The 22,938-nt window shown below is 68.3% G+C and carries 21 protein-coding genes and 2 pseudogenes; 14 read left to right on the forward strand and 9 right to left on the reverse strand.

The window, feature by feature from the left end; genetic code table 11:
* Positions 1–9: 9 nt before the first annotated feature.
* Complete coding sequence (locus tag A5736_RS18145) at positions 10–639, reverse strand: hypothetical protein (RefSeq protein ID WP_076247774.1); 630 nt, start codon at positions 637–639, stop codon at positions 10–12.
* A gap of 182 nt (positions 640–821) precedes the next feature.
* Here A5736_RS18145 and A5736_RS18150 point away from each other — a divergent pair, with 182 nt between their 5' ends.
* Positions 822–1,796: a carbohydrate kinase family protein gene (locus A5736_RS18150; RefSeq protein WP_076247775.1), complete on the forward strand. Its 975-nt coding sequence runs from the start codon at positions 822–824 to the stop codon at positions 1,794–1,796.
* 14 nt (positions 1,797–1,810) lie between these two features.
* Here the strand turns inward: A5736_RS18150 and asnB are convergent, their stop codons facing one another.
* Positions 1,811–3,757, reverse strand: coding sequence for an asparagine synthase (glutamine-hydrolyzing) (gene asnB / locus A5736_RS18155; protein ID WP_076247777.1), 1,947 nt, complete (start codon positions 3,755–3,757; stop codon positions 1,811–1,813).
* A gap of 131 nt (positions 3,758–3,888) precedes the next feature.
* Here asnB and A5736_RS18160 point away from each other — a divergent pair, with 131 nt between their 5' ends.
* The 4 genes from A5736_RS18160 to A5736_RS18175 all read left to right on the forward strand — a co-directional run bounded on the left by A5736_RS18160 (position 3,889) and on the right by A5736_RS18175 (position 6,995).
* Positions 3,889–4,950 (forward strand): cytochrome c oxidase subunit II, encoded by a 1,062-nt coding sequence (locus A5736_RS18160; protein ID WP_076123121.1) that lies wholly within the window; start codon positions 3,889–3,891, stop codon positions 4,948–4,950.
* A gap of 13 nt (positions 4,951–4,963) precedes the next feature.
* The gene (locus tag A5736_RS18165) at positions 4,964–5,383 is read left to right on the forward strand and encodes a cytochrome c oxidase subunit 4 (protein WP_076062315.1); all 420 of its coding nucleotides are present in this window, start codon (positions 4,964–4,966) and stop codon (positions 5,381–5,383) included.
* Positions 5,384–5,565: 182 nt separating this feature from the next.
* The gene (locus tag A5736_RS18170; RefSeq protein ID WP_076247779.1) at positions 5,566–6,348 is read left to right on the forward strand and encodes an MmpS family transport accessory protein; all 783 of its coding nucleotides are present in this window, start codon (positions 5,566–5,568) and stop codon (positions 6,346–6,348) included.
* On the forward strand, positions 6,348–6,995 hold the full coding sequence (locus A5736_RS18175) for a DUF2561 family protein (RefSeq protein WP_076247780.1): 648 nt from the start codon (positions 6,348–6,350) through the stop codon (positions 6,993–6,995). Before A5736_RS18170 ends, A5736_RS18175 begins: the two co-directional genes overlap by 1 nt.
* A 108-nt stretch (positions 6,996–7,103) precedes the next feature.
* Here the strand turns inward: A5736_RS18175 and A5736_RS18180 are convergent, their stop codons facing one another.
* Genes A5736_RS18180 through A5736_RS18195 form a run of 4 tightly spaced genes read right to left on the reverse strand, consistent with a single transcriptional unit; the run spans position 7,104 to position 11,457 of the window.
* Complete coding sequence (locus A5736_RS18180) at positions 7,104–8,759, reverse strand: cytochrome bc complex cytochrome b subunit (protein WP_076122790.1); 1,656 nt, start codon at positions 8,757–8,759, stop codon at positions 7,104–7,106.
* Entirely contained in the window at positions 8,756–9,928 is a 1,173-nt protein-coding gene (locus A5736_RS18185) for a ubiquinol-cytochrome c reductase iron-sulfur subunit (protein WP_076122796.1), read from the reverse strand. The genes A5736_RS18180 and A5736_RS18185 overlap by 4 nt, the downstream gene beginning before the upstream one ends.
* Positions 9,925–10,800 carry a cytochrome c gene (locus tag A5736_RS18190; RefSeq protein ID WP_139333406.1) on the reverse strand — a complete coding sequence of 292 codons (876 nt, stop codon included), beginning with the start codon at positions 10,798–10,800 and terminating at the stop codon, positions 9,925–9,927. Before A5736_RS18190 ends, A5736_RS18185 begins: the two co-directional genes overlap by 4 nt.
* 45 nt (positions 10,801–10,845) lie before the next feature.
* Complete coding sequence (locus tag A5736_RS18195) at positions 10,846–11,457, reverse strand: heme-copper oxidase subunit III (RefSeq protein ID WP_076122789.1); 612 nt, start codon at positions 11,455–11,457, stop codon at positions 10,846–10,848.
* A gap of 139 nt (positions 11,458–11,596) precedes the next feature.
* Between A5736_RS18195 and trpD the strand changes: the two genes are divergently transcribed.
* On the forward strand, positions 11,597–12,700 hold the full coding sequence (gene trpD / locus A5736_RS26875; protein WP_254848401.1) for an anthranilate phosphoribosyltransferase: 1,104 nt from the start codon (positions 11,597–11,599) through the stop codon (positions 12,698–12,700).
* On the opposite strand, the pseudogene A5736_RS18205 reads toward trpD, so the two are convergent.
* A pseudogene (locus tag A5736_RS18205) lies at positions 12,638–14,461 on the reverse strand (DEDD exonuclease domain-containing protein); the annotation flags it as partial. The gene trpD and the pseudogene A5736_RS18205 overlap by 63 nt on opposite strands.
* Before the next feature lie 142 nt (positions 14,462–14,603).
* Between A5736_RS18205 and A5736_RS18210 the strand changes: the two are divergent.
* From A5736_RS18210 to pimB, 4 genes are all read left to right on the forward strand, one after another.
* The gene (locus tag A5736_RS18210) at positions 14,604–14,858 is read left to right on the forward strand and encodes a hypothetical protein (protein ID WP_076122787.1); all 255 of its coding nucleotides are present in this window, start codon (positions 14,604–14,606) and stop codon (positions 14,856–14,858) included.
* Positions 14,859–15,044: 186 nt separating this feature from the next.
* Positions 15,045–16,199 carry a peptidoglycan hydrolase RipC gene (gene ripC, locus A5736_RS18215; protein ID WP_076247783.1) on the forward strand — a complete coding sequence of 385 codons (1,155 nt, stop codon included), beginning with the start codon at positions 15,045–15,047 and terminating at the stop codon, positions 16,197–16,199.
* A gap of 46 nt (positions 16,200–16,245) precedes the next feature.
* On the forward strand, positions 16,246–17,070 hold the full coding sequence (locus A5736_RS18220) for a hypothetical protein (protein WP_175611326.1): 825 nt from the start codon (positions 16,246–16,248) through the stop codon (positions 17,068–17,070).
* 10 nt (positions 17,071–17,080) lie between these two features.
* Positions 17,081–18,223, forward strand: coding sequence for a GDP-mannose-dependent alpha-(1-6)-phosphatidylinositol monomannoside mannosyltransferase (gene pimB / locus A5736_RS18225; RefSeq protein WP_076247785.1), 1,143 nt, complete (start codon positions 17,081–17,083; stop codon positions 18,221–18,223).
* Positions 18,224–18,246: 23 nt separating this feature from the next.
* Here the strand turns inward: pimB and A5736_RS18230 are convergent, their stop codons facing one another.
* Positions 18,247–20,049, reverse strand: a complete 1,803-nt coding sequence (locus A5736_RS18230; protein WP_076247787.1) for a long-chain fatty acid--CoA ligase — start codon at positions 20,047–20,049, stop codon at positions 18,247–18,249.
* A gap of 185 nt (positions 20,050–20,234) precedes the next feature.
* On the opposite strand from A5736_RS18230, the gene A5736_RS18235 reads away from it, so the two are divergent.
* The 4 genes from A5736_RS18235 to A5736_RS18250 all read left to right on the forward strand — a co-directional run bounded on the left by A5736_RS18235 (position 20,235) and on the right by A5736_RS18250 (position 22,790).
* On the forward strand, positions 20,235–20,621 hold the full coding sequence (locus A5736_RS18235; protein ID WP_076247796.1) for a polyketide cyclase / dehydrase and lipid transport: 387 nt from the start codon (positions 20,235–20,237) through the stop codon (positions 20,619–20,621).
* A 66-nt stretch (positions 20,622–20,687) separates the two neighbouring features.
* Complete coding sequence (locus A5736_RS18240) at positions 20,688–21,125, forward strand: SRPBCC family protein (protein WP_076247788.1); 438 nt, start codon at positions 20,688–20,690, stop codon at positions 21,123–21,125.
* Positions 21,118–22,386, forward strand: coding sequence for an ArsA family ATPase (locus tag A5736_RS18245; protein ID WP_083667537.1), 1,269 nt, complete (start codon positions 21,118–21,120; stop codon positions 22,384–22,386). The genes A5736_RS18240 and A5736_RS18245 overlap by 8 nt, the downstream gene beginning before the upstream one ends.
* The gene (locus tag A5736_RS18250; protein WP_076122781.1) at positions 22,383–22,790 is read left to right on the forward strand and encodes a hypothetical protein; all 408 of its coding nucleotides are present in this window, start codon (positions 22,383–22,385) and stop codon (positions 22,788–22,790) included. The genes A5736_RS18245 and A5736_RS18250 overlap by 4 nt, the downstream gene beginning before the upstream one ends.
* 74 nt (positions 22,791–22,864) lie before the next feature.
* On the opposite strand, the pseudogene A5736_RS26880 reads toward A5736_RS18250, so the two are convergent.
* Positions 22,865–22,938 (reverse strand): annotated as a pseudogene (locus tag A5736_RS26880) (hypothetical protein); the annotation flags it as partial.

Raw genomic sequence — 22,938 nt, forward strand, 5'->3', positions numbered from 1 at the left:
CCGGCCGGGCTAGTACGAGCCCCCGGTACGTAGCACGTACGAGCACACCAGCGTCTCACCGCGCTGGAAAAGCAGCTGCGCGACGCCCTGCACGTCGCCGCGCATCGGGCCGCCGGCCGCGGGTGACACCTTCATCGTGAACAGCGCCTGGGCCTGGTACTGCGACAGAAACACGATCTTGTCAACCGAGGTCACCTCGACCTCGGAGAACTGCTTGCGGAACGCGTCGCTGCTCAGCTTGGCCAACGCCTGGTCGGACCGCTTGTCGCGCACGGCGTCGTACAGGCCGCACAGCGCGTTGCGGACGATGTTGTCGGTATCCCGGCGCTCGAGCGCATCGAGGTAACCCTGAATCGCCGACTTGGCCGATGCCTCGGAGAACGCGGCGCCGGTACTGGCCCCGTTCGTGCGGACCCCGAAGACGATCGCCACCGTCGTCGCGGCGACCAGCAGAACGGCCAGCAAAACCCCGATGATCAAGCGCCGCTTGGACCTCCGTTTGGGATATCCCGGGGGCGGGGACGGCGGCGCGAAGGTGGGGTCGCCGGCGATGGGCTCCCGCGGGAACTCGACCGGCTGCGAGTAGGGCGCGGGTCCGTCGGCGCCGACAGCGTGGTTCGGCGGGTGCGGACCGCCCATGTGGTTCTCCTACGGTGGTAGACGGGATACGAACCGATAGCGCCCGAGTGTTCGGGTCCCGGCGACTTGAGTGAGTTCCCTTGGCAGGCTAGCGCACGGCCGCGCGCGCCGACCGCGGGCGCAACGACAGTGGATACGCCTGAGTAAGCTAGATAACCTTACTAACGAAGGATGGAGATTTCGTGACGATCGCGGTGACTGGCTCGATTGCGACCGACAACTTGATGCGGTTTCCGGGCCGATTTTCCGAACAGCTCCTGCCCGAGCACCTGCAGAAGGTATCGCTCAGCTTTCTCGTCGACGACCTGGTTATTCACCGCGGCGGGGTGGCCGGAAACATCGCCTACGCCATCGGCGTGCTGGGCGGTGACGTCGCGCTGGTCGGCGCGGCGGGCGACGATTTCGGCGACTACCGCGACTGGCTGCAGGGCCACGGTGTCAACTGCGACCACGTGCTGATCTCCGAGACCACGCACACGGCACGTTTCGTATGCACCACCGACATCGACATGGCCCAGATCGCCTCTTTCTATCCCGGCGCGATGTCGGAGGCCCGCAACATCAAGCTCTCCGACGTCGTCTCGGGCATCGGCACCCCCGACTTGGTGATCATCGGTGCCAACGACCCGGAGGCAATGGTGGTGCACACCGAGGAGTGCCGCGAGCTCGGGCTGCCCTTCGCCGCCGACCCGTCCCAGCAGCTGGCCCGGCTGTCCGGCGCCGAGATCAGCAAGCTCATCGACGGCGCCACCTACCTGTTCACCAACGACTACGAGTGGGACCTGATGCGGTCCAAGACCGGTTGGTCGGAGGAAGACGTGATGGCGCAGGTCGGCCTGCGGGTGACCACGCTGGGCGCCAAGGGCGTGGACGTGGTCGACCGCGACGGCAGCACCGTCCACGTCGACGTGGTGCCTGAAACCAGCCAGGTCGATCCCACCGGCGTCGGCGACGCGTTCCGGGCCGGGTTCCTCACCGGGCGCAGCGCGGGCCTGACCGTGGAGCGCTCGGCGCAGCTGGGCTCGCTAGTCGCCGTGCTGGTGCTGGAGTCGACCGGAACCCAGGAGTGGACCTGGGACCATGAGGTCGCGAAGAGCCGGCTCGCCGGCGCGTACGGCGACGACGCGGCCGACGAGATCGCCGCCGTCCTGGCCTGATCGCTAGGACGCCGTCAGAGCTGCACGGGGTAGACCGGCTCGCGGATCTCGGGTACCACGCTGTGCTCGACGAAGATCGCGTGCCAAAGCATGAAGATCAGCACCGTCCATAGCCGGCGGCTGTGATCGCTACTGCCGCTTCGGTGTTCGTCGAGCATCCGGCGCACGGCGGCGGTGTCGACCAGGTGATCGGCCTGCGACAACTCGACCATCGAGTAGGCCCATTCCACGAGCTCGCCCGCGCGAAGCCAATGCCGGATCGGGACCGGGAACCCGAGCTTGGGCCGGTGCAACACGTGCGCCGGGACGATAGGCTCCAGGGCGCGCCGCAGCGCGTACTTGGTAGTCGTTCGTGTGATTTTCGCCTCCACCGGCAGCCGGGAGGCCACCGCGAACACCTCGGGATCCAGGAACGGCACCCGGAGCTCCAGGGAGTTGGCCATCGTCATCTTGTCGGCCTTGACCAGGATGTCGCCGCGCAGCCACGTGAACAGGTCGATGTGCTGCATGCGGGCCACCGGGTCCCAGCCCCTAGATTCGGCGTAGATCGACGCGGTCACATCCGTATGGGTCCACTCGTCGCGGAATCCCGGCAGCACGTCGCGCAGCTGCGCGTCGGAGAAGCTGCGGGCGTTGCCGTAGTAGCGCTCCTCGAGGGTCAGCGATCCGCGGTGCAGCAGGCTTTTGCCGCGCATGCCCTCCGGCAGCGGCTTGGACACCTTGCCCATCGAACGGCGCAGCGGCCGCGGCAGATACTCGAAGGGCTTGAGCGACAGCGGTTCCCGATAGATCGTGTAGCCGCCGAATAGCTCATCGGCTCCCTCGCCCGACAGCACCACCTTGACGTGCTTGCGGGCCTCGCGGGCTACGAAGAACAGCGGAACCAAGGCGGGGTCGGCGACGGGTTCGTCGAGGTACCACACGATCTCGGGTAGGGCGGCGACGAACTCGTCGGGGGCCACGACCTTGGCGATGTGGCGGGCACCGATCGCCTCGGCCGAGGCGACCGCGACGTCGATTTCGGAGAACCCCTCGCGCTCGAAGCCGGTGGTGAACGTGATCAGCCGGGGATTGTGCCGAATTGCCAGCGCCGCGATCGCGGTGGAGTCGATCCCGCCCGACAGGAACGCGCCGACGGTCACGTCGGCGCGCATGTGCTTGGCCACCGAATCCTCGAGCACCGCGGTGATTTCGTCGTAGCGGGCCTGTTCGGTATCGCGGGTGATCGGCGTGGCCGCAAACCGCGGCACGAAGTAGCGGGTGACCTCGGGCTCGAGCTGCCCGGGACGGATCATGGCGTAGCAGCCCGATTCCAGGCGCCGCACCCCGCGATGCAGCGTCTCGGGCTCCGGCACGTACTGCAGCACCGTGTAGTGCTGCACCGCGCGCTCGTCGATGTCCGTGTCGAAGCCGATCAACTCGGCCAGATCCAGCAGGCATTTCTTCTCACTGGCCACGGCGGTACCGCCGGGGCCGCTGGCCATGAATAGCGGTTTGATGCCGAAAGGGTCACGTGCGCAGAACAATTCGCGGTTGACGGTGTCCCACAACGCGAAGGCGAACATGCCGCGCAGCCGTGTCACGACACCGGTGCCCCAATGGTGGAAACCCGCGACGATCGCCTCACCGTCCCCCTCGGTGGCGAACACGGAGGCGTGCGCGGTGGCCAGCTCGTCGCGCAACTCCAGGTAGTTGTAGATCTCGCCGTTGAACACCAGCACGTAGCGGCCGGGCGCCTCCGGCGGTCCCCAGCGCAGCGGCTGATGGGAATGGGCGATGTCGATGATGGACAGCCGGTTGAAGCCGAACACGACGGAGCCGTCGGCGCCCGGGTCGGTCCACGTGTCCGGCTCGTCGGGCCCGCGATGCCGCATCAGGTGCAAGGCGCGGGCGATCTCGGCATCGGCTCGGGTCGCGTCGGCGCCCTCCGGGGCCGCGACGAACGCCAGCAGACCACACACGGCGCCCCAGTATGCCGCACTTTTGCGGGGCGCGACGCCGCGCGGCCGCGACCGGCCGGGGTTTCGTCGCCGCGCTGAGTGGCGTGGTCTACGCTGCGTAGTATTCGATTTTCCAAGCAGGAGGCGCCAACGTGACACCTCGCGAGCAGGCCCGTTCGCAACGTTTGTCGCAGCGCAGGTTCAAGGGACTTCGGCCGCTGGCGCTGGCCCTGATGCTGGGCGTGCTGGCGGCGAGCCTGAGCGGATGCAGCTGGTCGGAGGCGCTGGCCATGGGCTGGCCGGAGGGCATCACCCCGGAGGCCCACCTCAACCGCGAGCTGTGGATCGGCGCGGTGATCGCCTCGCTGGTCGTCGGCGTCATCGTGTGGGGCCTGATCTTCTGGTCGTCAGCCTTCCACCGCAAGAAGGCGACCGACACCGAGCTGCCCCGCCAATTCGGCTACAACATGCCGCTGGAGCTGGTGCTCACCGTCACGCCGTTCCTGATCATCTCGGTGCTGTTCTATTTCACGGTCGTGGTTCAGGAGAAGATGCTGCACCTGGCCAAGGACCCCGAGGTCGTGATCGACATCACCTCCTTCCAGTGGAACTGGAAGTTCGGCTACCAGCGCATCAACTTCAAAGACGGCACCTTGACCTACGAGGGCGCCGATGAGGCCCGCAAGAAGGCCATGGTGTCCAAGCCCGAGGGCAAGGACAAGCACGGCGAGGAGCTCGTCGGCCCCGTGCGAGGCCTCAACACCGAGGACCGGACCTACCTGAACTTCGACAAGGTCGAGACCTTGGGGACCAGCACTGAAATTCCGGTGCTGGTGTTGCCGGCCGGCAAACGCATCGAATTCCAGATGGCGTCGGCCGACGTCGTGCACGCGTTCTGGGTGCCCGAATTCCTGTTCAAGCGCGATGTGATGCCCAACCCCGTCGCGAACAACTCCGTCAACGTCTTCCAGGTCGAAGAGATCACCAAGACCGGGGCATTCGTCGGGCACTGCGCCGAGATGTGCGGCACGTATCACTCGATGATGAACTTCGAGGTTCGCGTGGTCCAACCCAACGATTTCAAGGCTTACCTGCAGCAACGGATTGACGGGAAAACCAACGCCCAGGCGTTGCAGGCGATCAACCAGTCCCCGGTAGCGGTGACCACCCACCCGTTCGAAACCCGCCGCGGCGAAATGACCCCAAGCCAGTAGGTTAGGACACTCAATGCACATCGAAGCGAGGCTGTTCGAGTTCGTCGCCGCGTTCTTCTTGGTCACGGCGGTGCTGTATGGGGTGCTGACCGCGATGTTCGCCACCGGCGGCGAGGAGTGGGCGGGGACCACCGCGCTGGCGTTGACGGGCGGTCTCGCGCTGATCGTGGCGACGTTCTTCCGCTTCGTCGCCCGCCGGCTCGACACCCGGCCCGAGGACTACGAGGGCGCCGAGATCAGCGACGGCGCAGGGGAACTGGGCTTCTTCGCCCCGCACAGTTGGTGGCCGATCCTGGTCGCGTTGTCCGGCTCGGTCGCCGCCGTCGGTATCGCGCTGTGGCTGCCATGGCTGATCGTCGCCGGCGTGGTGTTCGTCCTTGCGACGGCGGCGGGTCTGGTGTTCGAGTACTACCTGGGTCCGGAGAAGCACTGATTTGCGACTCGAAGGTCACAATCCGGGCATCAGTTGACCGGCGGCCCTCCCGCTAAAGTCAATTGCCCCACTCGGTTCGGTAGGGTTTGCCCAGGCACAATGACAATTTCCCGAGCGCGCGCACAACGGCTCGACCGTAGAGCCCCGCGCGCTGGTGAGGCAGTTGGACAGGGCAGACAGACATGAACGGGCCGAAACCCCCGGGACGGGAACCTGAGGAACCCGAATCCGCCAGCGAGCTCAGCCAGGAACCCGATTCCGGCGCAGCGCCCGGCGACGAAGCGGCGCCCCTCGCTGAACCCGAAGAGCGTCGGTTCGACGACAGCGCCGAACTGGTGGCCGCAGACGACACGGGCCAGACGGACGCGTATTCGCGGGCGTACTCCGCGCCGGAGTCCGAGCATTTCATGACCGGCCCCTACGTGCCGGCCGACATGGCGCTCTACGACTACGACGGGTACGACGGGTCAGCCGACCACGGCGATGAGCACGCCGCCCCGCGCTGGCCGTGGATCGTGGGCGTTGCCGCCATCGTCGCGGCGATCGCGCTGGTGGTCTCGGTGTCGCTGCTGGTTACGCGCACCGACACCAACAAGCTCGCCAACCCCGCCACCACCACGCCGTCCACGCCGCCGGTGCAGGACGAGATCACGACCACCACGCCGCCCCCGCCGCCTCCGCCGACACCGGCAGGGCCGCGGCAAGTCACCTACTCGGTGACCGGCACGAAAGCGCCGGGCGACATCATTTCGGTGACCTACGTCGACGCCTCCGGACGGTCTCGCACCCAGCACAACGTGTACATCCCGTGGTCGATGACGGTGACGCCGATCTCGACGTCGGACGTCGGATCGGTGCAGGCGTCCAGCCTGTTCCGGCTCAGCAGGCTCAATTGCTCGATCACCACCAGCGACGGGGCGGTGCTGTCGTCGAACAACAACGACTCACCGCAGACGAGCTGCTGATGGTCAGCAGATACTCCGCCTACCGGCGCGGGTCGGACACCATTCCGCCGGAGGTCATCGACCGCATCCTGATCGGGGCGTGCGCGGCGATCTGGCTGGTGTTGCTGGGCGTCAGCGTGGCCGCCGCCGTCGCGCTGTCCGATCTCGGCCGGGGCTTCCACAGAACGGCCGGGGGAGGCTCGCACACCACGTGGGTGCTGTACGCCGTCATCGTCGTTTCCGCGCTGATCATCGCCGGTGCGATCCCGGTGCTGTTGCGGGCTCGGCGCATGGCTCAGGCCGATCCGGCCGTCGGGTCGGCGCCCGTTCCGGCGCGCGCGCTGGGGAGAACCGCGCTGCGGCCGGGCGGGCCCGGTGCACGCACCGCGACCGAACGGGGGCGCGCGCACACCGTGCAGTCCGCGGAGCCGGCGGCCGAATGGTCCGGCGCTGCGGTGGACCGGGTCTGGTTGCGCGGCACCGTGATACTGGCGGGCACGATGGGCGCCGCGCTGATCGCGGTCGCGGCCGCGACCTACCTGATGGCCGTCGGCCACGACGGCGCGTCATGGGTCGGCTACGTGCTGGCCGGGCTCGTCACCGCGGCGATGCCGGCGGTCGAGTGGTTCTATGTGAGGCAACTGCGCGGCCTGGCCGCCGAGCGCTGATCGCCTTAACGCCAGGACGACTCGGCAAGGCCCTATCGGCCAGTGTGCGATGAGGGCGTTGAGTGTGCGCGCAGGGCGCCAACCCCGCACACCGCGGCGCCCGCCCGGCTAGTGCTCGCCGTGCTCCCCGTTGGAACCGACGATGCTGTCCTGGTGCTCCCGTAGCGCGGTCAGGGCGCGTTGTTCGGCGGCGTGGGTCGCCTCGCGCAGCGCCGCGTCCTCGGACGGCGGGTCGGCGAACAAGAAGCTGCCGTGACCCGGCGTGCCGCCCGAGCCCAGCCGGTTCATCTTGTTGGGCACGGGCGCGCCCTGGTACTCCAGCGGTATCGGGTGGCCGTGGTCGTCGACCGGACCCAGCGGCTGATGCAGCTCGATGTAGGCGCCGTGCGGCAGCCGCTTGATGATGCCGGTCTCGACGCCGTGCTCGAGCACCGCGCGGTCGCTGCGCTGCAGCCCGATGCACCACCGATAGGTGATGAAGAAGATGAACGGCGGCAGGATCACCATCCCAATGCGCCCGATCCACGTCGTCGCGTTCAGCGAGATGTGGAACTTGAACGCGATGATGTCGTTCATCGCCGCCAGGGTCAGCACCATGTAGAAGGAGATCGCCATCGCACCGATCGCGGTGCGCACCGGGACGTCCCGCGGCCGCTGCAGCAGGTTGTGATGCGCGTAGTCACCGGTGAATCGCTTCTCCAGGAACGGATAGACGGTCAACAGGACGAAAACCAGGCCCATGATCAACGCCACCCAGACCGGGGCGGGAATGGTGTGGTGCCAGAAGTAGAACTCCCACGGCGGCCAGATGCGGGCCAGGCCCTCGGTCCACATCATGTAGAAGTCGGGCTGTGAGCCGGCCGACACCTGAGATGGCTTGTAGGGACCCAGGTTCCAGATCGGGTTGATCTGCAGCAGCCCACCCATCAGGCCCAGCACACCGACGATCGCGGCGAAAAACGCGCCGGACTTGACGGCGAACACCGGCATCACGCGCACGCCGACGACGTTGTGCTCGGTGCGGCCGGGGCCGGGGAACTGCGTGTGCTTCTGGAACCACACCAACCCCAGGTGTAATCCGATGAGCGCCAGGATGATTCCCGGTATCAGCAGGATGTGGATCGCGTAGAGCCGGGGGATCAGGATGTCGCCCGGGAAGTCGCCGCCGAAAAGCGCCCAATGCAGCCAGGTTCCGATCACCGGCATGCCCAGGGTGATCGACGAGAGCGCCGCCCGCAGCCCGATGCCCGACAGCAGGTCGTCGGGCAGCGAGTAACCGAAGTAGCCCTCGAACATCGACAGGATCAGCAGCAGCGAACCGATGACCCAGTTGGCTTCGCGCGGCCGGCGGAACGCTCCGGTGAAGAAGATGCGGGCCAGGTGCACCATGATCGCCGCGGAGAACATCAACGCGGCCCAGTGATGGACCTGTCGGACGAACAGGCCGCCCCGGACTTCGAACGAGATGTTCAGCGCCGTTTCGTAGGCGCGCGACATCTCGACACCGCGAAGTGGTTGGTAGACACCGTTGTACGTGACCTCGGTCATGGACGGGTCGAAGAACAGCGTCAGGTACACACCGGTCAGCAGCAGGACGATGAAGCTGTACAGCGCGATCTCGCCGAGCAGGAACGACCAGTGCGTCGGGAAGACCTTGTTGAGCTGTCTGCGCACGGCCGCAGACGGGTGATAGCGGGTGTCGATATCCTCGCCCTGTTTGGCGAGGATGTCACCGATCTTCGGGGGACTCAGTTTGGGACTCATGTCGTCGTCCTCTCCCAAAATGCCGGTCCGACGGGCTCGATGAAGTCACCGTTGGCGACCAGATACCCGTTGGTGTCGATGGTGATCGGCAGTTGCGCCAACGCACGGGCCGCCGGGCCGAAGATCGGCTTGGCGAAATGCAGTGCGTCGAACTGCGATTGGTGACACGGGCACAAGATTCGGTAGGACTGCTGCTCGTACAGCGACGAGGGGCAACCCAGGTGCGAGCACACCTTGGTGAAGGCGAAGAACTCGCCGAAGTTGAAGCTTTCCTGGCCCTGCCGTTTGACCACGCGTGACATGTCGGTGGGCCGGATCCGGATGAGCATCACCGGATTTCGCACACCGAGCTTGATCGCGGTGAGCTTTTCGTGCGATTCCGCGGTGGTGCCATCGCCGTCGGACTCCCGCCACGGGAACACGGTCTCCATTGCGCCCGCGTCCATGTCTTCCGGGCGCATTTTCACGAACGGCGCGCTGTCGTGCGAGCCGGTGGCTCGCGCCAGATAGATGGTCTCGCCGTGGTAGCGCGGAGTCCAGCCGGACGTCCACAGCACCGCCTTCTTGCCATCCGCGGTGGGCACCACCGGTTTCCACGGGTTTTTGATCAGGCCACCCGCGAACGCCACCAGCGTGCCGAGGCCGAATGCGCCCAGGCCCATGCCCAGCGACAGTCCGACGAGCTTGCGGCGCCCGATCGTCGAGCCCTGGTAGGCGTCGGTGAGGTTCGCCACCACCGTCTTGCGGTCGATTTCGCGGGAGGCGCCGTCGTGGCGTTCCTGGATCGAAATCTCTTCTGGGATAAACCTTTTCTGGAACAGCAGCGCCCCAACGGCGATCGCCAGGATGGACAGCCCGAAGGTCAGGCCGTACAGCGGTGTGGTCAGCGAATACCACAAGCTTCCCGCGGCTTCCCTGGGTTTGTACTCCCATGGCCAGAACAAGAAGATCAGCAGCAGCGCCAGCCCGAAGAAACCGCCCAGCAATAGCCATAGGGCCACCCCGCGCTCGGCGCGCTTCTCGGCCTTGGTCTCTGCGGCCGGCCAGCGCGGCTCCTTGTAGACGGTCTCGACTCCGTCGATCTTGCCGCCCAGCGCCACCAGTTCGTCATTCGACATCTCGGCCAGCGCGGCCTCATTGGGCTCAGGGATGTTCGAGCCGTCGCTCATGATCGCGCCCCAATCCACAGTGCCAGCCCGATGGCGGCGACCATCCCGATGATCCACATCGCCATGCCCTCGGGCGCGGGTCCGAAGCCGCCGAGGCCGTAGCCACCCGGCTGGCGCTCTTCGGCGACGGTCCGCACGTAGCCGATGATGTCTCGCTTGGCCTCGAAGGAAAGCTGGCGGTCGGAGAACTTCGGCATGTTCTGCGGGCCGGTCAGCATCGCGTCGAGGATCTGCTGCTCATTGGCGGGCCCGAGGTCGGGCGCGAACTTCCCGGACGACAGCGCCCCGCCCTTCCCGGTGAAGTTGTGGCACGACGCGCAGTTGAGCCGGAACAGGTCGCCGCCGCGACCCAGGTCGGTCCCGCGCAGCGACTGCATTGAAACGCTGCCGTCGGGGTTGCGTGTCACGGTCGGGCCGCCGCCGTTGGCCTGCACGTAGGCGCCGATGGCGTCGATCTGCGCCTCGTCGAAGACCGGGTCTTTGCGCGGGGCCTGGGCCTCACCGCGCATGGCGGGCATCCGGCCGGTGGACACCTGGAAGTAGACGGCCGCCTCGCCGACCCCGATCAGGCTCGGCCCATGATCGGGCACGCCCTGCAGGTTGGCGCCGTGACAGGACACGCAGGAAGTGTCGAAAAGCTGCTTGCCAGTGCGCAATAGCGCCGAGGACGACTCGTCGGCGACGGCCACCTGCGGCCGCGGGGTGAGCACCGCGGCCAGCCCGCCTGCCACGGTCAGCGCGATCAGCAGCAGCAGGCCGCCCGACAATCGGCGGCGCAGCCGCCGCCGCGCGCGATCACTCCGCTGACCCCGGGGCTTGCTGCCACCGGATCGGATAGACCTCAGTCGCTTCAACCGAGCACTCCTGTTCATTCCTCTTTCAGAGCCTTGTGAAAGCCACTTCGAAAGCGCCGGCCTTCATCGGATGAAATAGATCACGGTGAACAGCGCGATCCACACGATGTCCACGAAATGCCAGTAGTAGGACACGACGATGCTGGCCGTCGCCTGCGCCGGGGTGAACTTGGTCATCGCGGTGCGCGCCAGCAGGAAGATGAACGCGATCAGCCCGCCGGTGACGTGTAACCCGTGGAAGCCGGTGGCCAGGTAGAACACGCTGCCGTAGGCGCTGCTGGGGATCGTCGTGCCGTGCGTGGTCAGGTGGAAGTACTCGTAGGCCTGACCCAGGATGAAGAACAGGCCCATCAGGAAGGTGATCACGTACCACCGGCGCAGCCCGAAGACGTCGCCGCGTTCGGCCGCGAAAACCCCCATCTGGCAGGTGAAAGACGAGGCGATCAGCACCAGCGTCACCGGGACGGCCTGGTACAGATTCAGCTCCGTCGGCGGCGGCGGCCAGTTCCCACCGGCCTGCGCGCGGGCCGTGAAGTAGAACGCGAACAGTCCAGCAAAGAACATCAGCTCGCTGGAAAGCCACACTATGGTGCCGACACTCACCATGTTTGGGCGATTGAGCGAATGCACCCGTGACGTGATCGCAGTACCCGAGGTCCCCACAGCGCTGGTCACATCCGCAAGTATGACGCTTTGTAGTTGTCGAACTCTACCCGGGTCTGAAATTGGCGTTTCGCGCGTCGCGCCGGTGCCGCTGTCGGTGTGCCTCGGCCGGCGGTTGGGGGGCGGTTGGTACTCGTGGGACCATCAGCGCGTGGCTCTGTCATCCGAGACTTCGTCTCCCGGGGGGTCCGCACCGGGCCCCGCCGGCTCGGCATCGTCATGGCCGCAGGTCCTGGCTCGTCTGACGGACGCGCGGGAGCTCGCCCGGGGTCAGGCCGCCTGGGCGATGGACCAGATCATGACGGGAAACGCGGCGCCGGCCCAGATCGCCGCGTTCGCGGTGGCGATGAAGATGAAGGGCCCGACCTCGGCGGAGGTCAGCGAGCTGGCCGACGTCATGCTGAGCCACGCGCTGCGGATGCCCGCCGACGCGATCCGCGACGACACTGTCGACATCGTCGGCACCGGCGGGGACGGCGTCAACACCGTCAACCTGTCCACGATGGCGGCGATCGTGGTCGCGGCCGCGGGCGTGCCGGTGGTCAAGCACGGCAACCGTGCGGCGTCGTCGCTGTCGGGCGGCGCCGACACGCTGGAGGCGCTCGGGGTGCGCATCGACCTCGGGCCCGAGCAGGTCGCGCGCAGCCTGGCCGAAGTCGGGATCGGGTTCTGCTTTGCGCCGGTGTTCCATCCGTCGTATCGGCACGCGTCCGCGGTGCGCCGCGAGATCGGGGTGCCCACGGTGTTCAATCTCCTTGGGCCCCTTACCAATCCGGCGTGGCCGCGGGCCGGGTTGATCGGCTGCGCGTTCGCCGAGCTGGCCGAGGTGATGGCCGGGGTGTTCGCCGCGCGGGGCTCCAGTGTGCTGGTGGTGCATGGCGACGACGGACTCGATGAGCTGACGACGACCACGACGAGCACCATCTGGCGAGTGCAGGCGGGCACGGTGGACAAGCTGACCTTCGATCCCGCCGGATTCGGGTTCGCCCGCGCCGAACTCGGTGAGCTGCTGGGCGGCGACGCGCAAGCCAACGCGGCGGAGGTGCGTGCGGTGCTGGCCGGCGCCGCGGGACCGGTCCGGGATGCCGTCGTCCTCAACGCCGCCGGCGCCATCGTCGCGCATGCCGGGCTATCCAGTCGCGCCGAATGGTTGCCGGCGTGGGAGGACGGGTTGTCGCGCGCCCGCGCCGCCATCGACACCGGCGCGGCCGAACAGCTGCTCGCGCGTTGGGTGCGGTTCGGCCAGCAGCTCTGAGTCCCGATCCCGGAGGGCCTGCTCGCACGCCAGCCGTGCCGAGCGCGCCGCGGCCGCCCAGGCCGCCCAGGGTCCGGCCGACCGCAGCGGTGAGGCCCAGCCGTCCTCGCCGGCCACCCGCACGATGCGCACGCCCGGGCTCGCCAGCCAGCGCGCGATGAGCGCGGTCTCCTCGACCAGCGCGCCGCCCAGCGGGGCCTGCGCCCGCAGAATCGATTGCGCGCCAGCCGCAATGGCGTCGACGACCGGCATCGGCGGCACCCCTCGTCTGGCGTTGCCCGCCGCGGCGAGCTGGCCGCAGCGGATGACGGCCAAGTGGTAGCCACCGTTGCCGTCCGGGGCGGCAGCGATCAGCTCGCCCACCGCGGCCAGGGCCCGCAGCCGCTGCCCGCGCCACAGGATTTCGACGGCGGTGGCGGTGCGGTCGCGCAATCGCGCGGCGCTCTCGTAGTGGCGGCGCTCGGCGAGCGCGTTGACCTGACGCACCGCCCCGTCCAGCGCGCCGTTGTCCAGGCCGTCGATCAGGGATGCGGCGCGGGCCACGGCCGCCGCGTATTGAGTGGCCGTGACGTCGCGGGCGCCGGGACACGGCGACACCTCGGCCTCGGGACAGGCCGGCCCGTGTCGCGCACCGCGCGCCAGTCGGGCGGTGCAGGTTCGGATTCCGCTGAATCGCGCGAGCAGGTCCGCGGTTTCGGCGGCATCGGCGCGCGACCGAAACGGGCCGACGGCGCGGTCGTGGCGCGGTGAGCGCACCACCGCCAAGCGCGGAAACGCTTCGTCGGTCAGCGCCACCCACCACCACCGGTGCGGGAACCTCGACCGGCGGTTGTAGGGCGGGGCATGCGCGGCCAGCATCCGCAGTTCGCGCACACCGGCCTCGAGCGGGTGCGCGCACTCGACGTGGTCGACCGCGGTGGCGAGCGTGACCATCTCCTTCATCCGGCCGCGGGGGTCGGCCCCGGTGAAGTACTGGCTCACTCGGCGGCGCAGGTCGACGGCCGTCCCGACGTAGAGCACCTCGCCGGCGGGCCCGCGGAACAGATAGACCCCCGGCCGGTGTGGCAGGCCGTCGGCGAGCACCTTTTTGCGGCGCTGCGCCGGGGTCACGTCGGGCAGATACGAGCGCAGGTCGGCAAAGGTGTGCACACCCTGATTGCCCACCCGCTCGATCAGGGCGTGCAACACGTCGACGGTGGCGCGGGCGTCGTCGAGGGCGCGGTGCGTGGGCTGTGCGGCGACGGCGAACAGCCGCGCCAGTGCGGCCAGCCGCACGCTGGGGGCCTCCTCGCGGCTGAGCACCCGGCGGGCCAGCCGGACCGTGCACAGCACTTGCGGTCGGGGCCAAGGGATTTCGCAGCGCTGCGCGGCGGCCCGCAGGAACCCGATATCGAACCCGGCGTTGTGGGCGACCAACACCGAGCCGCCGGCGAACTCCAGAAACATCGGCAGGACGGCGTCGATGGTCGGGGCGTCGCACACCATGGCCGTGGTGATCCCGGTGAGCCGCACGATCTGGGGCGGGATGGTGCGCTGCGGGTCGACCAGGGTGGCGAATTCGCCGAGCACGACGCCGCCGCGGACCTTCACCGCGCCGATTTCGGTGATGGCGTCGGGCGGTGTTCCGTCGCTGCCCCGGGTGCGTCCGCCGGTGGTCTCCAGGTCAACGACGACAAAGGTGGTTTCACGCAACGGGATTTCGTCGGTCGGTGTCCAATCCGGGCCGGCGAAACTCAGCTGAGTCCCACCAGTCACACCCATGCGCGTGACGTTAAGCACCCGCACCGACACCCGCGGTGTTCCCACGCCGGGCAGATCCGGGGATTCGGGCGCCGAAAGTTGTCGGTGCCCGCGGTTAGCGTGTGGACAGCCCGACCGGAGCGCAAGCGAGAGGACCGATCCGATGGCACACAGCAGCGGCCCCGACAACACCCGCTTTGCGACGCCCGCGTGCGGCGAACCGGTGGTGATCGACTGCGACGACTGCGCGGTGCGCGGTCCGGGATGCCGCGACTGTGTGGTCAGCGTGCTACTCGGGGTACCGGAAACTTTGTTGGAGGATGAACGCGCCGCGCTGGAAGTGCTCGCCGAAGCCGGGCTGGCGCCTCGATTGCGGCTGGTCCCGATCCACCGCGATCGCGGCTCCGGGGTGGCGTAATTGCCGTGTGCGCCAAAACTCCTGGATCGTAGCCGCACCCCGGCTGTCGTTCACAAAGAAATGACAGAATTCTTTCTAATTTCTTAACGATCTGGTTTAGACAAACACCTATATCGTTTCGTAACCTGTTTGAGACCTAAACCAGCTCGACCGCGATGCGTCGATGGCCGTTTAAGGAAGCAAATCTTGAGTTTCGGCTCTGAGTATCCGATTGCGCGTGCCCTTACACGTTTGGTGGTCGGGATACTGGCGGGCTCGACAGTTCTAGCGGGCGCCCTTGCCGCGAGCGCGGCGGCCGATCCGGCCGACGACGCGATGGCGAAACTCAACGAGCTGTCGCGTCAGGCTGAGCGGACCACCGAGGCGATGCACAGCGCCCAGCTCGACCTGAACGCGAAGTTGGGGGCGCAGCGGGCGGCGGAGAAGAAGCACGCCGACGACCAGGCCGCGGTGGACGGGGCGAAGGCCAAGCTGGCCACCTTCCAGACCGCGGTCAACAAGCTCGCCGCCGCGACCTACATGGGCGGCCGCGTCGACGGCATGGAGGCCATGCTGACCGCGGGATCGCCGCAGGGTCTGATCGACAAGCTGGCCGTGCAGCGGCTGATGGCGACTCAAATGCGCGAGCAGATGGCGGGTTTCCGGATGGCCGGCGAGCAGGCCGCCAAGGCCGAGCAGGCCTCCGCGAAGTCGGCCGCCGACGCCAAGAGCGCGGCCGAGCAGGCGGCCGCGGTGCGGGCGAGCCTGCAGTCCAAGCAGAGCCAGCTGCAGGTGCAGATCGCCGTCGTCAAGTCGCAGTACATGTCCCTGTCGCCAGACCAGAAGACCGCGCTCGCCGACCCTGGGCCCATTCCTGCGGCCGCTCCGGCACCCGGCGCACCGGCACCGGACGCGTTGCCGCCCGGTGCGCCGCAGCCCGGCGGCCCTGCGCCCGGCGAGGCTCCACCCCCCGGCGGACTGTTCGGACCGCAGCCCGGCGGCGGCGTCGGCGGCGGTGACCGCGCGACGGTCGTGCAGGCCGCGCTGACGCAGGTCGGATCGCCCTACGTGTGGGGTGGTGCGGCGCCCGGCGGGTTCGACTGCTCGGGATTGGTGATGTGGGCCTTCCAGCAGGCCGGCATCTCGCTGCCGCACTCCAGCCAGGCGCAGGCCCAAGGCGGTCAGCCGGTGGCGCTGTCGGATCTGCAGCCGGGCGACGTGGTGACCTTCTATAACGACGCGTCACACAGCGGCCTTTACGTCGGCGACGGCATGGTGATTCATTCCTCCACCTACGGCCAGCCCGTGCGGGTGGTGCCGATGAATTCGGCTGGCCCGGTCCACGACGCCCGCCGCTACTGAGCGCCCGGGCCGGCTTAGCCGCCGGTCGCGGCGCGGCTTGAAAATCCTGCTGGCCTGGATCTTTGCTGGTGAACTGATCGCGGGTGCGGCACTGAATGCGGCGCCCGATACTTCGGCAAAACCGGCGCAACCTTCGGTTGGCCACCCGAGCACCGCGCCGCTGGTCGTCCGCGACCGGGCGGTCCGTCTGCTTGGTGGCGGCGGACCGGCCACCGATCGCCTGCTGTCGCGCATCGCGTCGAACATCGGCGCCGCGGTCGACGCCGTCGAGGCCTTCTGGGGGATCGATTGGCCGCGCGACATCTCGGTGGTCGCCACCGGCTCCGACGACGAGTTTCGCGCCGCCGCCGGCGGCGGGCCGGCCGCACAATGGGCCGACATCGCGGCGGTGACCGTCGTCGACCGCGTCGATCCCACCCACCGGGTGGCGGTCGGCCAACGGATCGTGTTCGCGCCGGGCGCGGCCAACATGACCGAACCCGCACTGCGAATAGTGTTGACCCACGAGCTTTTTCACTACGCGGCGCGCGTCGACACCGCCGTGGACGCGCCGCGATGGCTGACCGAAGGCGTCGCCGATTTCGTCGCCCGGCCACCCGGCCCGGTCCCCGCTGAGGCGGCCGAGGCCGTGGTGGCCCTGCCGTCGGACGCCGATCTGGACACTCCCGGCCCGCAGCGCTCGTCGGGATACGACCGCGCATGGTGGTTCGCCCGCTTCGTCGCCGATACATACGGCGGCGCGAAGCTGCGGGCGTTCTACACGGCCGCGTGCGGCGCCGGGCATGCGGACCTGCCCACCGCCGCGCGCGACGCCCTCGGCACCGACCCGGGCGCACTGCTCGCCCGCTGGAAGCGTTGGCTGGTCCTATAGCCTGACGCACGTGAGCCGGGTCCTGCTGGTAACCAACGACTTTCCGCCCCGGCGTGGCGGCATCCAGTCCTACCTGGGGGAGTTCGTCGGCCGACTCGTCCAAACCGGCTCGCATTCGGTGACCGTGTACGCGCCGCAATGGAAGGGCGCCGATGCATTCGACGAGGCGGCCCGGGCCGCCGGTTATGGAGTCGTGCGCCATCCCGGCACCCTGATGCTGCCCGGCCCGGCCGTTGATGCGCGGATGCGCCGGCTGATCGCCGAGCACGGCATCGAGACCGTGTGGTTCGGCGCGGCCGCACCGCTGGCCCTGCTGGCGCCCCGCGCCCGGCAGGCGGGTGCAACCCGGGTGGTGGCCAGCACGCACGGCCACGAAGTGGGCTGGTCGATGCTTCCGGTGGCCCGATCGGTGTTGCGCCGCATTGGCGACGGCACCGACGTCGTGACCTTCGTCAGCCGCTACACCCGGTCCCGGTTCGCGACGGCCTTCGGTCCCGCGGCGTCGCTGGAGTACCTGCCGTCGGGGGTGGACACCGACCGGTTCCGGCCCGATCCGGCCGCCCGCGCCGAGCTGCGCAGGCGCTACCGGCTGGGCGAGCGGCCCACCGTGGTGTGCCTGTCCCGGCTGGTCCCGCGCAAAGGGCAGGACGTGTTGATCAGGGCGCTGCCGTTGATTCGGCGACGCGTCGACGGCGCGGCCCTGGTGATCGTGGGCGGTGGTCCGTACCTGCAGGAGCTGCAGAAGCTGGCCCGCCACTGCGGGGTGGCCGACCACGTGACATTCACCGGCGGCGTGCCGGCCGCCGAACTGGCCGCCCACCACGCGCTGGCCGACGTGTTCGCGATGCCGTGCCGCACCCGTGGCGCGGGCATGGACGTCGAAGGCTTGGGCATCGTCTTCCTGGAGGCTTCGGCCACCGGCGTGCCGGTCATCGCCGGGCAGTCGGGTGGAGCCCCAGAAGCCGTGCAGCACAACAAGACTGGGCTAGTGGTCGACGGTCGCTCGACGGGCAAGGTGGCCGACGCCGTCAGCGAGTTGCTGACCGATCGCGACCGCGCCGCCGCGATGGGCGCCGCCGGTCGCGAGTGGGTGATGTCGCAGTGGCGCTGGGACACTCTGGCGGCGCGGCTGGCCGACCTGCTGCGCGGCTAGTCCTTCAGTTAATCCTGGGGCCGCTAGTCCTTGTCGTAGATCGCCTCGATGTCGGAGGCGAACTTCTCGGCCACCACGTTGCGCTTGACCTTCATCGTCGGCGTCAGTTCACCGGTGTCCTCGGTGAAATCGACCGGCAAGATGCGGAATTTGCGGATCGACTCGGCATGTGACACCGACAGGTTGGCCTTCTTCACGGCCGCGTCCACCTCGGCGATCAGGTCGGGATCGGTGGCCAGGTCGCCCACCGAGGCGCCGTCCGCCTTGCTGTTGCGCTGCTTCCAGCCGTCGAACGCCTCGGGGTCGATGGTGATCAGGGCGCCGATGAACGGCTTGGCATCCCCAACGACCATCGCCTGGCTGATCAGCGGGTGCGCCCGCAGCTGGTCCTCGAGCACCGCGGGGGCGACGTTCTTGCCGCCCGCGGTGACGATGATTTCCTTCTTGCGGCCGGTGATCGTCAAGAAGCCGTCGTCGTCGACCGCGCCGAGATCGCCGGTCTTGAACCAGCCGTTGCTGAACGCCTCCTCGGTGGCCTGTTCGTTGCGCCAGTAGCCGCTGAACACCACGCCGCCGCGGACCAACAGTTCCTTGTCCTCGGCGATGCGCAGGCTGTTGCCGGGCACCAGCTTTCCGACCGTTCCGATCTTCAGCCCGTCGATCTGGTTGACCGTGATGGCGGCGCTGGTCTCGGTCAGGCCGTAGCCCTCGTAGACGGTCAGCCCCACGCCGCGGTAGAAGTGGCCCAGCCGCGCGCCCAGCGGCGCGCCACCGGAGACGGCGGCGTGGCAGTCGCCGCCCAGCGCGGCGCGCAGCTTGTGGTAGACCAGCCGGTCGAACAGGCCGTGCTTGGCGCGCAGCAGCGGCCCGGGCCGGCCGTCGTCGAAGGCCTGGCTCCAGTCGACCGCGGTCTGCGCCGCCCGCTTGAAGATCCAGCCCTTGCCGTCGTTGACGGCGTTCTGCTCGGCGGTGTTGTACACCTTCTCGAACACCCGCGGAACCGAGACCACCACGGTCGGTTTGAACACGCCGAACAGCGGCAGCAGGTTCTTGATGTCGCTGGTGAATCCGACGGTGACCTTGCTGGCGAACGCCGACAGGGTCAGCGCCCTGGCCAGCACGTGGGCGAGCGGAAGGAAAACCAGCAGCCGCTGACCCTCCTGCAGCAACGTCGGCAGGCACTCCTGGGTGCCCCGGATCTCATGCAGCAGGTTGGAATGGGTGAGCTGGCAGCCTTTGGGCCGTCCCGTGGTTCCCGAGGTGTAGATGAGGGTGGCCGGGTCCTGGGCCCGCAACGCGTCGAGCCGGGCGGTCAGCTCGGCCGGGTCGACCGACGCGCCGGCTTCGACGAGCTGGTCGAGCGCCTTGGGACCCGAACCGTTGATGTGCAGGACCCGGCGCAGCGCCGGCAGCTCGCCCGTCAGCTCGGTGACGATCGCGGCGTGTTCGTCGGTCTCGGCGAACGCCAGGACGGCCTCGGAATTCTGCAGCACCCAGCGCACCTGCTCGGCCGACGAGGTCTCGTAGATCGGCACCGTGACGGCCCCCACCGCCAAGATCGCCAGGTCGAGGATCGCCCACTCGTAGCAGGTGGCGGAAAAGATCGACACCCGGTCACCGGCCTGCACGCCCAGCGAGATCAAACCCAATGCCGCAGAACGAATCTGGTCGGCCGCCTCGGCGCACGTGACGTCGGTCCAGACGCCATCGATCTGGCGTTGGTAGATGACAAAGGTGGGGTCGTCGCGCTCATGCTCGAAGACCACGGCCGCGACGTTGTCGCGCTCGCCGACGGAGAAACGGGCGGGGACGCTGTACTCACGCACTTGATTGACCTCATTTGACCTGGTGACCTTGCCGGGGTCCGGCTTGCTGTCGCCCAGCCTAATCCGAGTGTTCGCCCAGCACGGCGGCGGTCGGTCGGGGCCGCGTCACGATTGCCGCACCCTCGCCGCGCCCTTGCCGCGAGGTCGTTGACGGGCACCGCCGACAGGTGTGTGAAGCTGTGGCGATGCACAGCATCCAGATCGCCGACCAGACGTTCGTCGCCGCCGACGGCGCGCGGGTTGGCGCCGCGGTAGCCGATCGGTCGAAATGGCGTCGGTGGTGGCCCGATCTGCGGCTGCAGGTCGTCGAGGATCGCGCGGAAAAGGGCATCCGCTGGACGGTGACCGGCGCATTGACCGGCACAATGGAGATCTGGCTGGAACCGTCAATGGATGGAGTGGTGCTGCATTACTTCCTGCACGCCGAGCCAACCGGTGTCGCCGCTTGGCAGCTGGCCAAGCTGAACTTGCCGAAAATGACACACCGCCGTCGGGTGGCGGGTAAGAAAATGGCCTTTGAGATCAAGACGACGCTGGAACGGTCACGCGCGGTCGGTTCTCCGGTAGTTTAACTGCGGTCAACGTTTCGCACGGGAGTACCGTTTCGGACCGCTTACGGCAGAGAGGGCAGCAGCCAGGTGGCGGAGAAGACGACGCAAACCATTCACATCGACGCCGACCCGGGCAAGGTGCTCGAGGTGATCGCCGACATCGATTCCTATCCGGAATGGATCTCGGAGTACAAGGAAGCCGAGGTGCAGGAGAGAGGCGCCGACGGCTACCCGAAGGTGGTGCGATTCGTGATGGACGCCGGCATCATCAAGGACACCATGGTCATGTCCTACCAGTGGCCCGCCGACCGCAAGTCGCTGAGCTGGACCCTGGTCTCCAGTTCGCTGCTGCGCGCCCTTGAAGGCTCATATCGCTTGGCGCCCAAGGGATCTGGTACCGATGTCACCTACGAGCTCTCGGTGGACCTGGCCCTGCCGATGATCGGCATGCTCAAGCGCAAGGCCGAGCGCAGGCTGACCGACACCGCATTAAAGGATCTGAAGAAACGAGTCGAGGCTGAGTGAGTCTGCTGAGCCCGCCCGGATCAGTCTCTTCGTCGGGAAGGGCGGGGTAGGAAAATCCACCCTGGCATGTGCCACCGCGGTCGGTGACGCGAGCGAGGGCCGCCGGGTGCTGGTGGTGTCCACCGATCAGGCGCATTCGCTGGGCGACGTGCTCGGTGTCCCGGTGCCGCCGAGCGGCCGCGAGGACCCGGTTCGGGTGCTCGCCGACCTCGATACCGGGGACGGCGCGGCCGGCGGCGGCTTCCTCGACGCGCTGGCGTTGGACACCCTCGCGCTGCTCGAGTCCCGGTGGCACGACGTGGTCGGGGCGCTGGATCGACGGTTCCCCGATTCCGAGCTGAGCAGCATTGCCCCCGAAGAACTCTCGGCGCTGCCGGGCATCCAGGAGGTGCTCGGTCTGCACGCGGTCGGCGAGCTCGCGGCGTCCGGACGATGGGACCGCATCGTCGTCGACTGCGCCTCGACGGCGGACGCGCTGCGGATGCTGACGTTGCCCGCCACCTTCGGGCTCTACGTGGAGCGCGCGTGGCCGCGCCATCGCCGGCTGTCCGTGACCGCCGACGACACCCGGTCCGCGGCGGTGGTGGAACTGCTGGAACGCATCAGCACCAGCGTGGACGCGCTCGGCGCGCTGCTGACGGACGGCGGGCAGGTGAGCGCGCACCTGGTGCTGACCCCCGAGCGGGTGGTTGCGGCCGAGGCGGTGCGCACCCTGGGCTCGCTGGCGCTGATGGGCGTCCGCGTCGAGGAGCTGATCGTCAATCAGGTGCTGACCGAAGACGAGTCGTACGAGTACCACAACCTGCCCGACCACCCGGCGTTCTACTGGTATGCCGAACGCATCTCCGAACAACATGCGGTGCTCGACGAACTCGACGCCACCATCGGAGACGTGGCCCTGGTGCTGACCCCACACCTGTCCGGCGAGCCGATCGGCGCGAAGGCGCTGGGCGGACTGCTGGACGGCGCGCGGCGCCGGCGTGGGGCGCCGCCGCCCGGGCCCCTGCGTCCTATCGTTGACCTGGAATCAGGGTCGGGACTTGGGTCCATCTACCGAATGCGGCTAGCGTTACCCCAGCTCGATCCCGGCGCGCTGTCGTTGGGGCGGGTCGACGACGACCTGATCATCAGCGCCGGCGGGCTACGGCGCAGGGTTCGGTTGGCGTCGGTGCTGCGGCGGTGCACGGTGCTGGACGCACACCTGCGGGGCAGTGAGCTGACCGTTCGCTTTCGACCAGATCCGGAGGTGTGGCCTAAGTGAATGGCGCTCATCCCGAACTCGGTCCCGAGCTGCGCAAGCTCGCCCAGGCGATCCTGGACGGGATCGACCCCGCGGTGCGCACAGCGGCCGCATTGACGGCCGGCGCCGGCGTCGGGACCGGCAAGTGCCAGCAGGTGTGGTGCCCGGTGTGCGCCCTGGCCGCCCTGGCCACCGGCGATCAGCACCCGCTGCTCACCGTCATCGCCGACCACAGCATCGCCTTGCTCGAGGTCATCCGCGCCATCGTCGACGACATCGACCGGACCTCCCGGCCAACACCGAAACCGCCGCCGGACGGACCGCCGGGGGGCGGCGTCGCGCCCGAGCCGGACGCGAGGACCGCCGCGGAGCAAGCCGCCGCGAAGACGCGTTACCAGCCGATCCCGGTCACCGTCGAGGAGTGATCCGCTTGAAGCCGAAGGTGGTTCCTTCGGCTGCGGGTCGGTACAGTTGGCGCCAACACCATCATCAACACCATCACCGAGTCGATCGCGGAGATGAACGAAAAGGCCCGCCCGGCAAGGTAATCCGAAGAACCTGAACACCAGAAGC

It is taken from the genome of Mycobacterium sp. SP-6446 (assembly GCF_001954045.1).
Lineage (GTDB): Bacteria > Actinomycetota > Actinomycetes > Mycobacteriales > Mycobacteriaceae > Mycobacterium.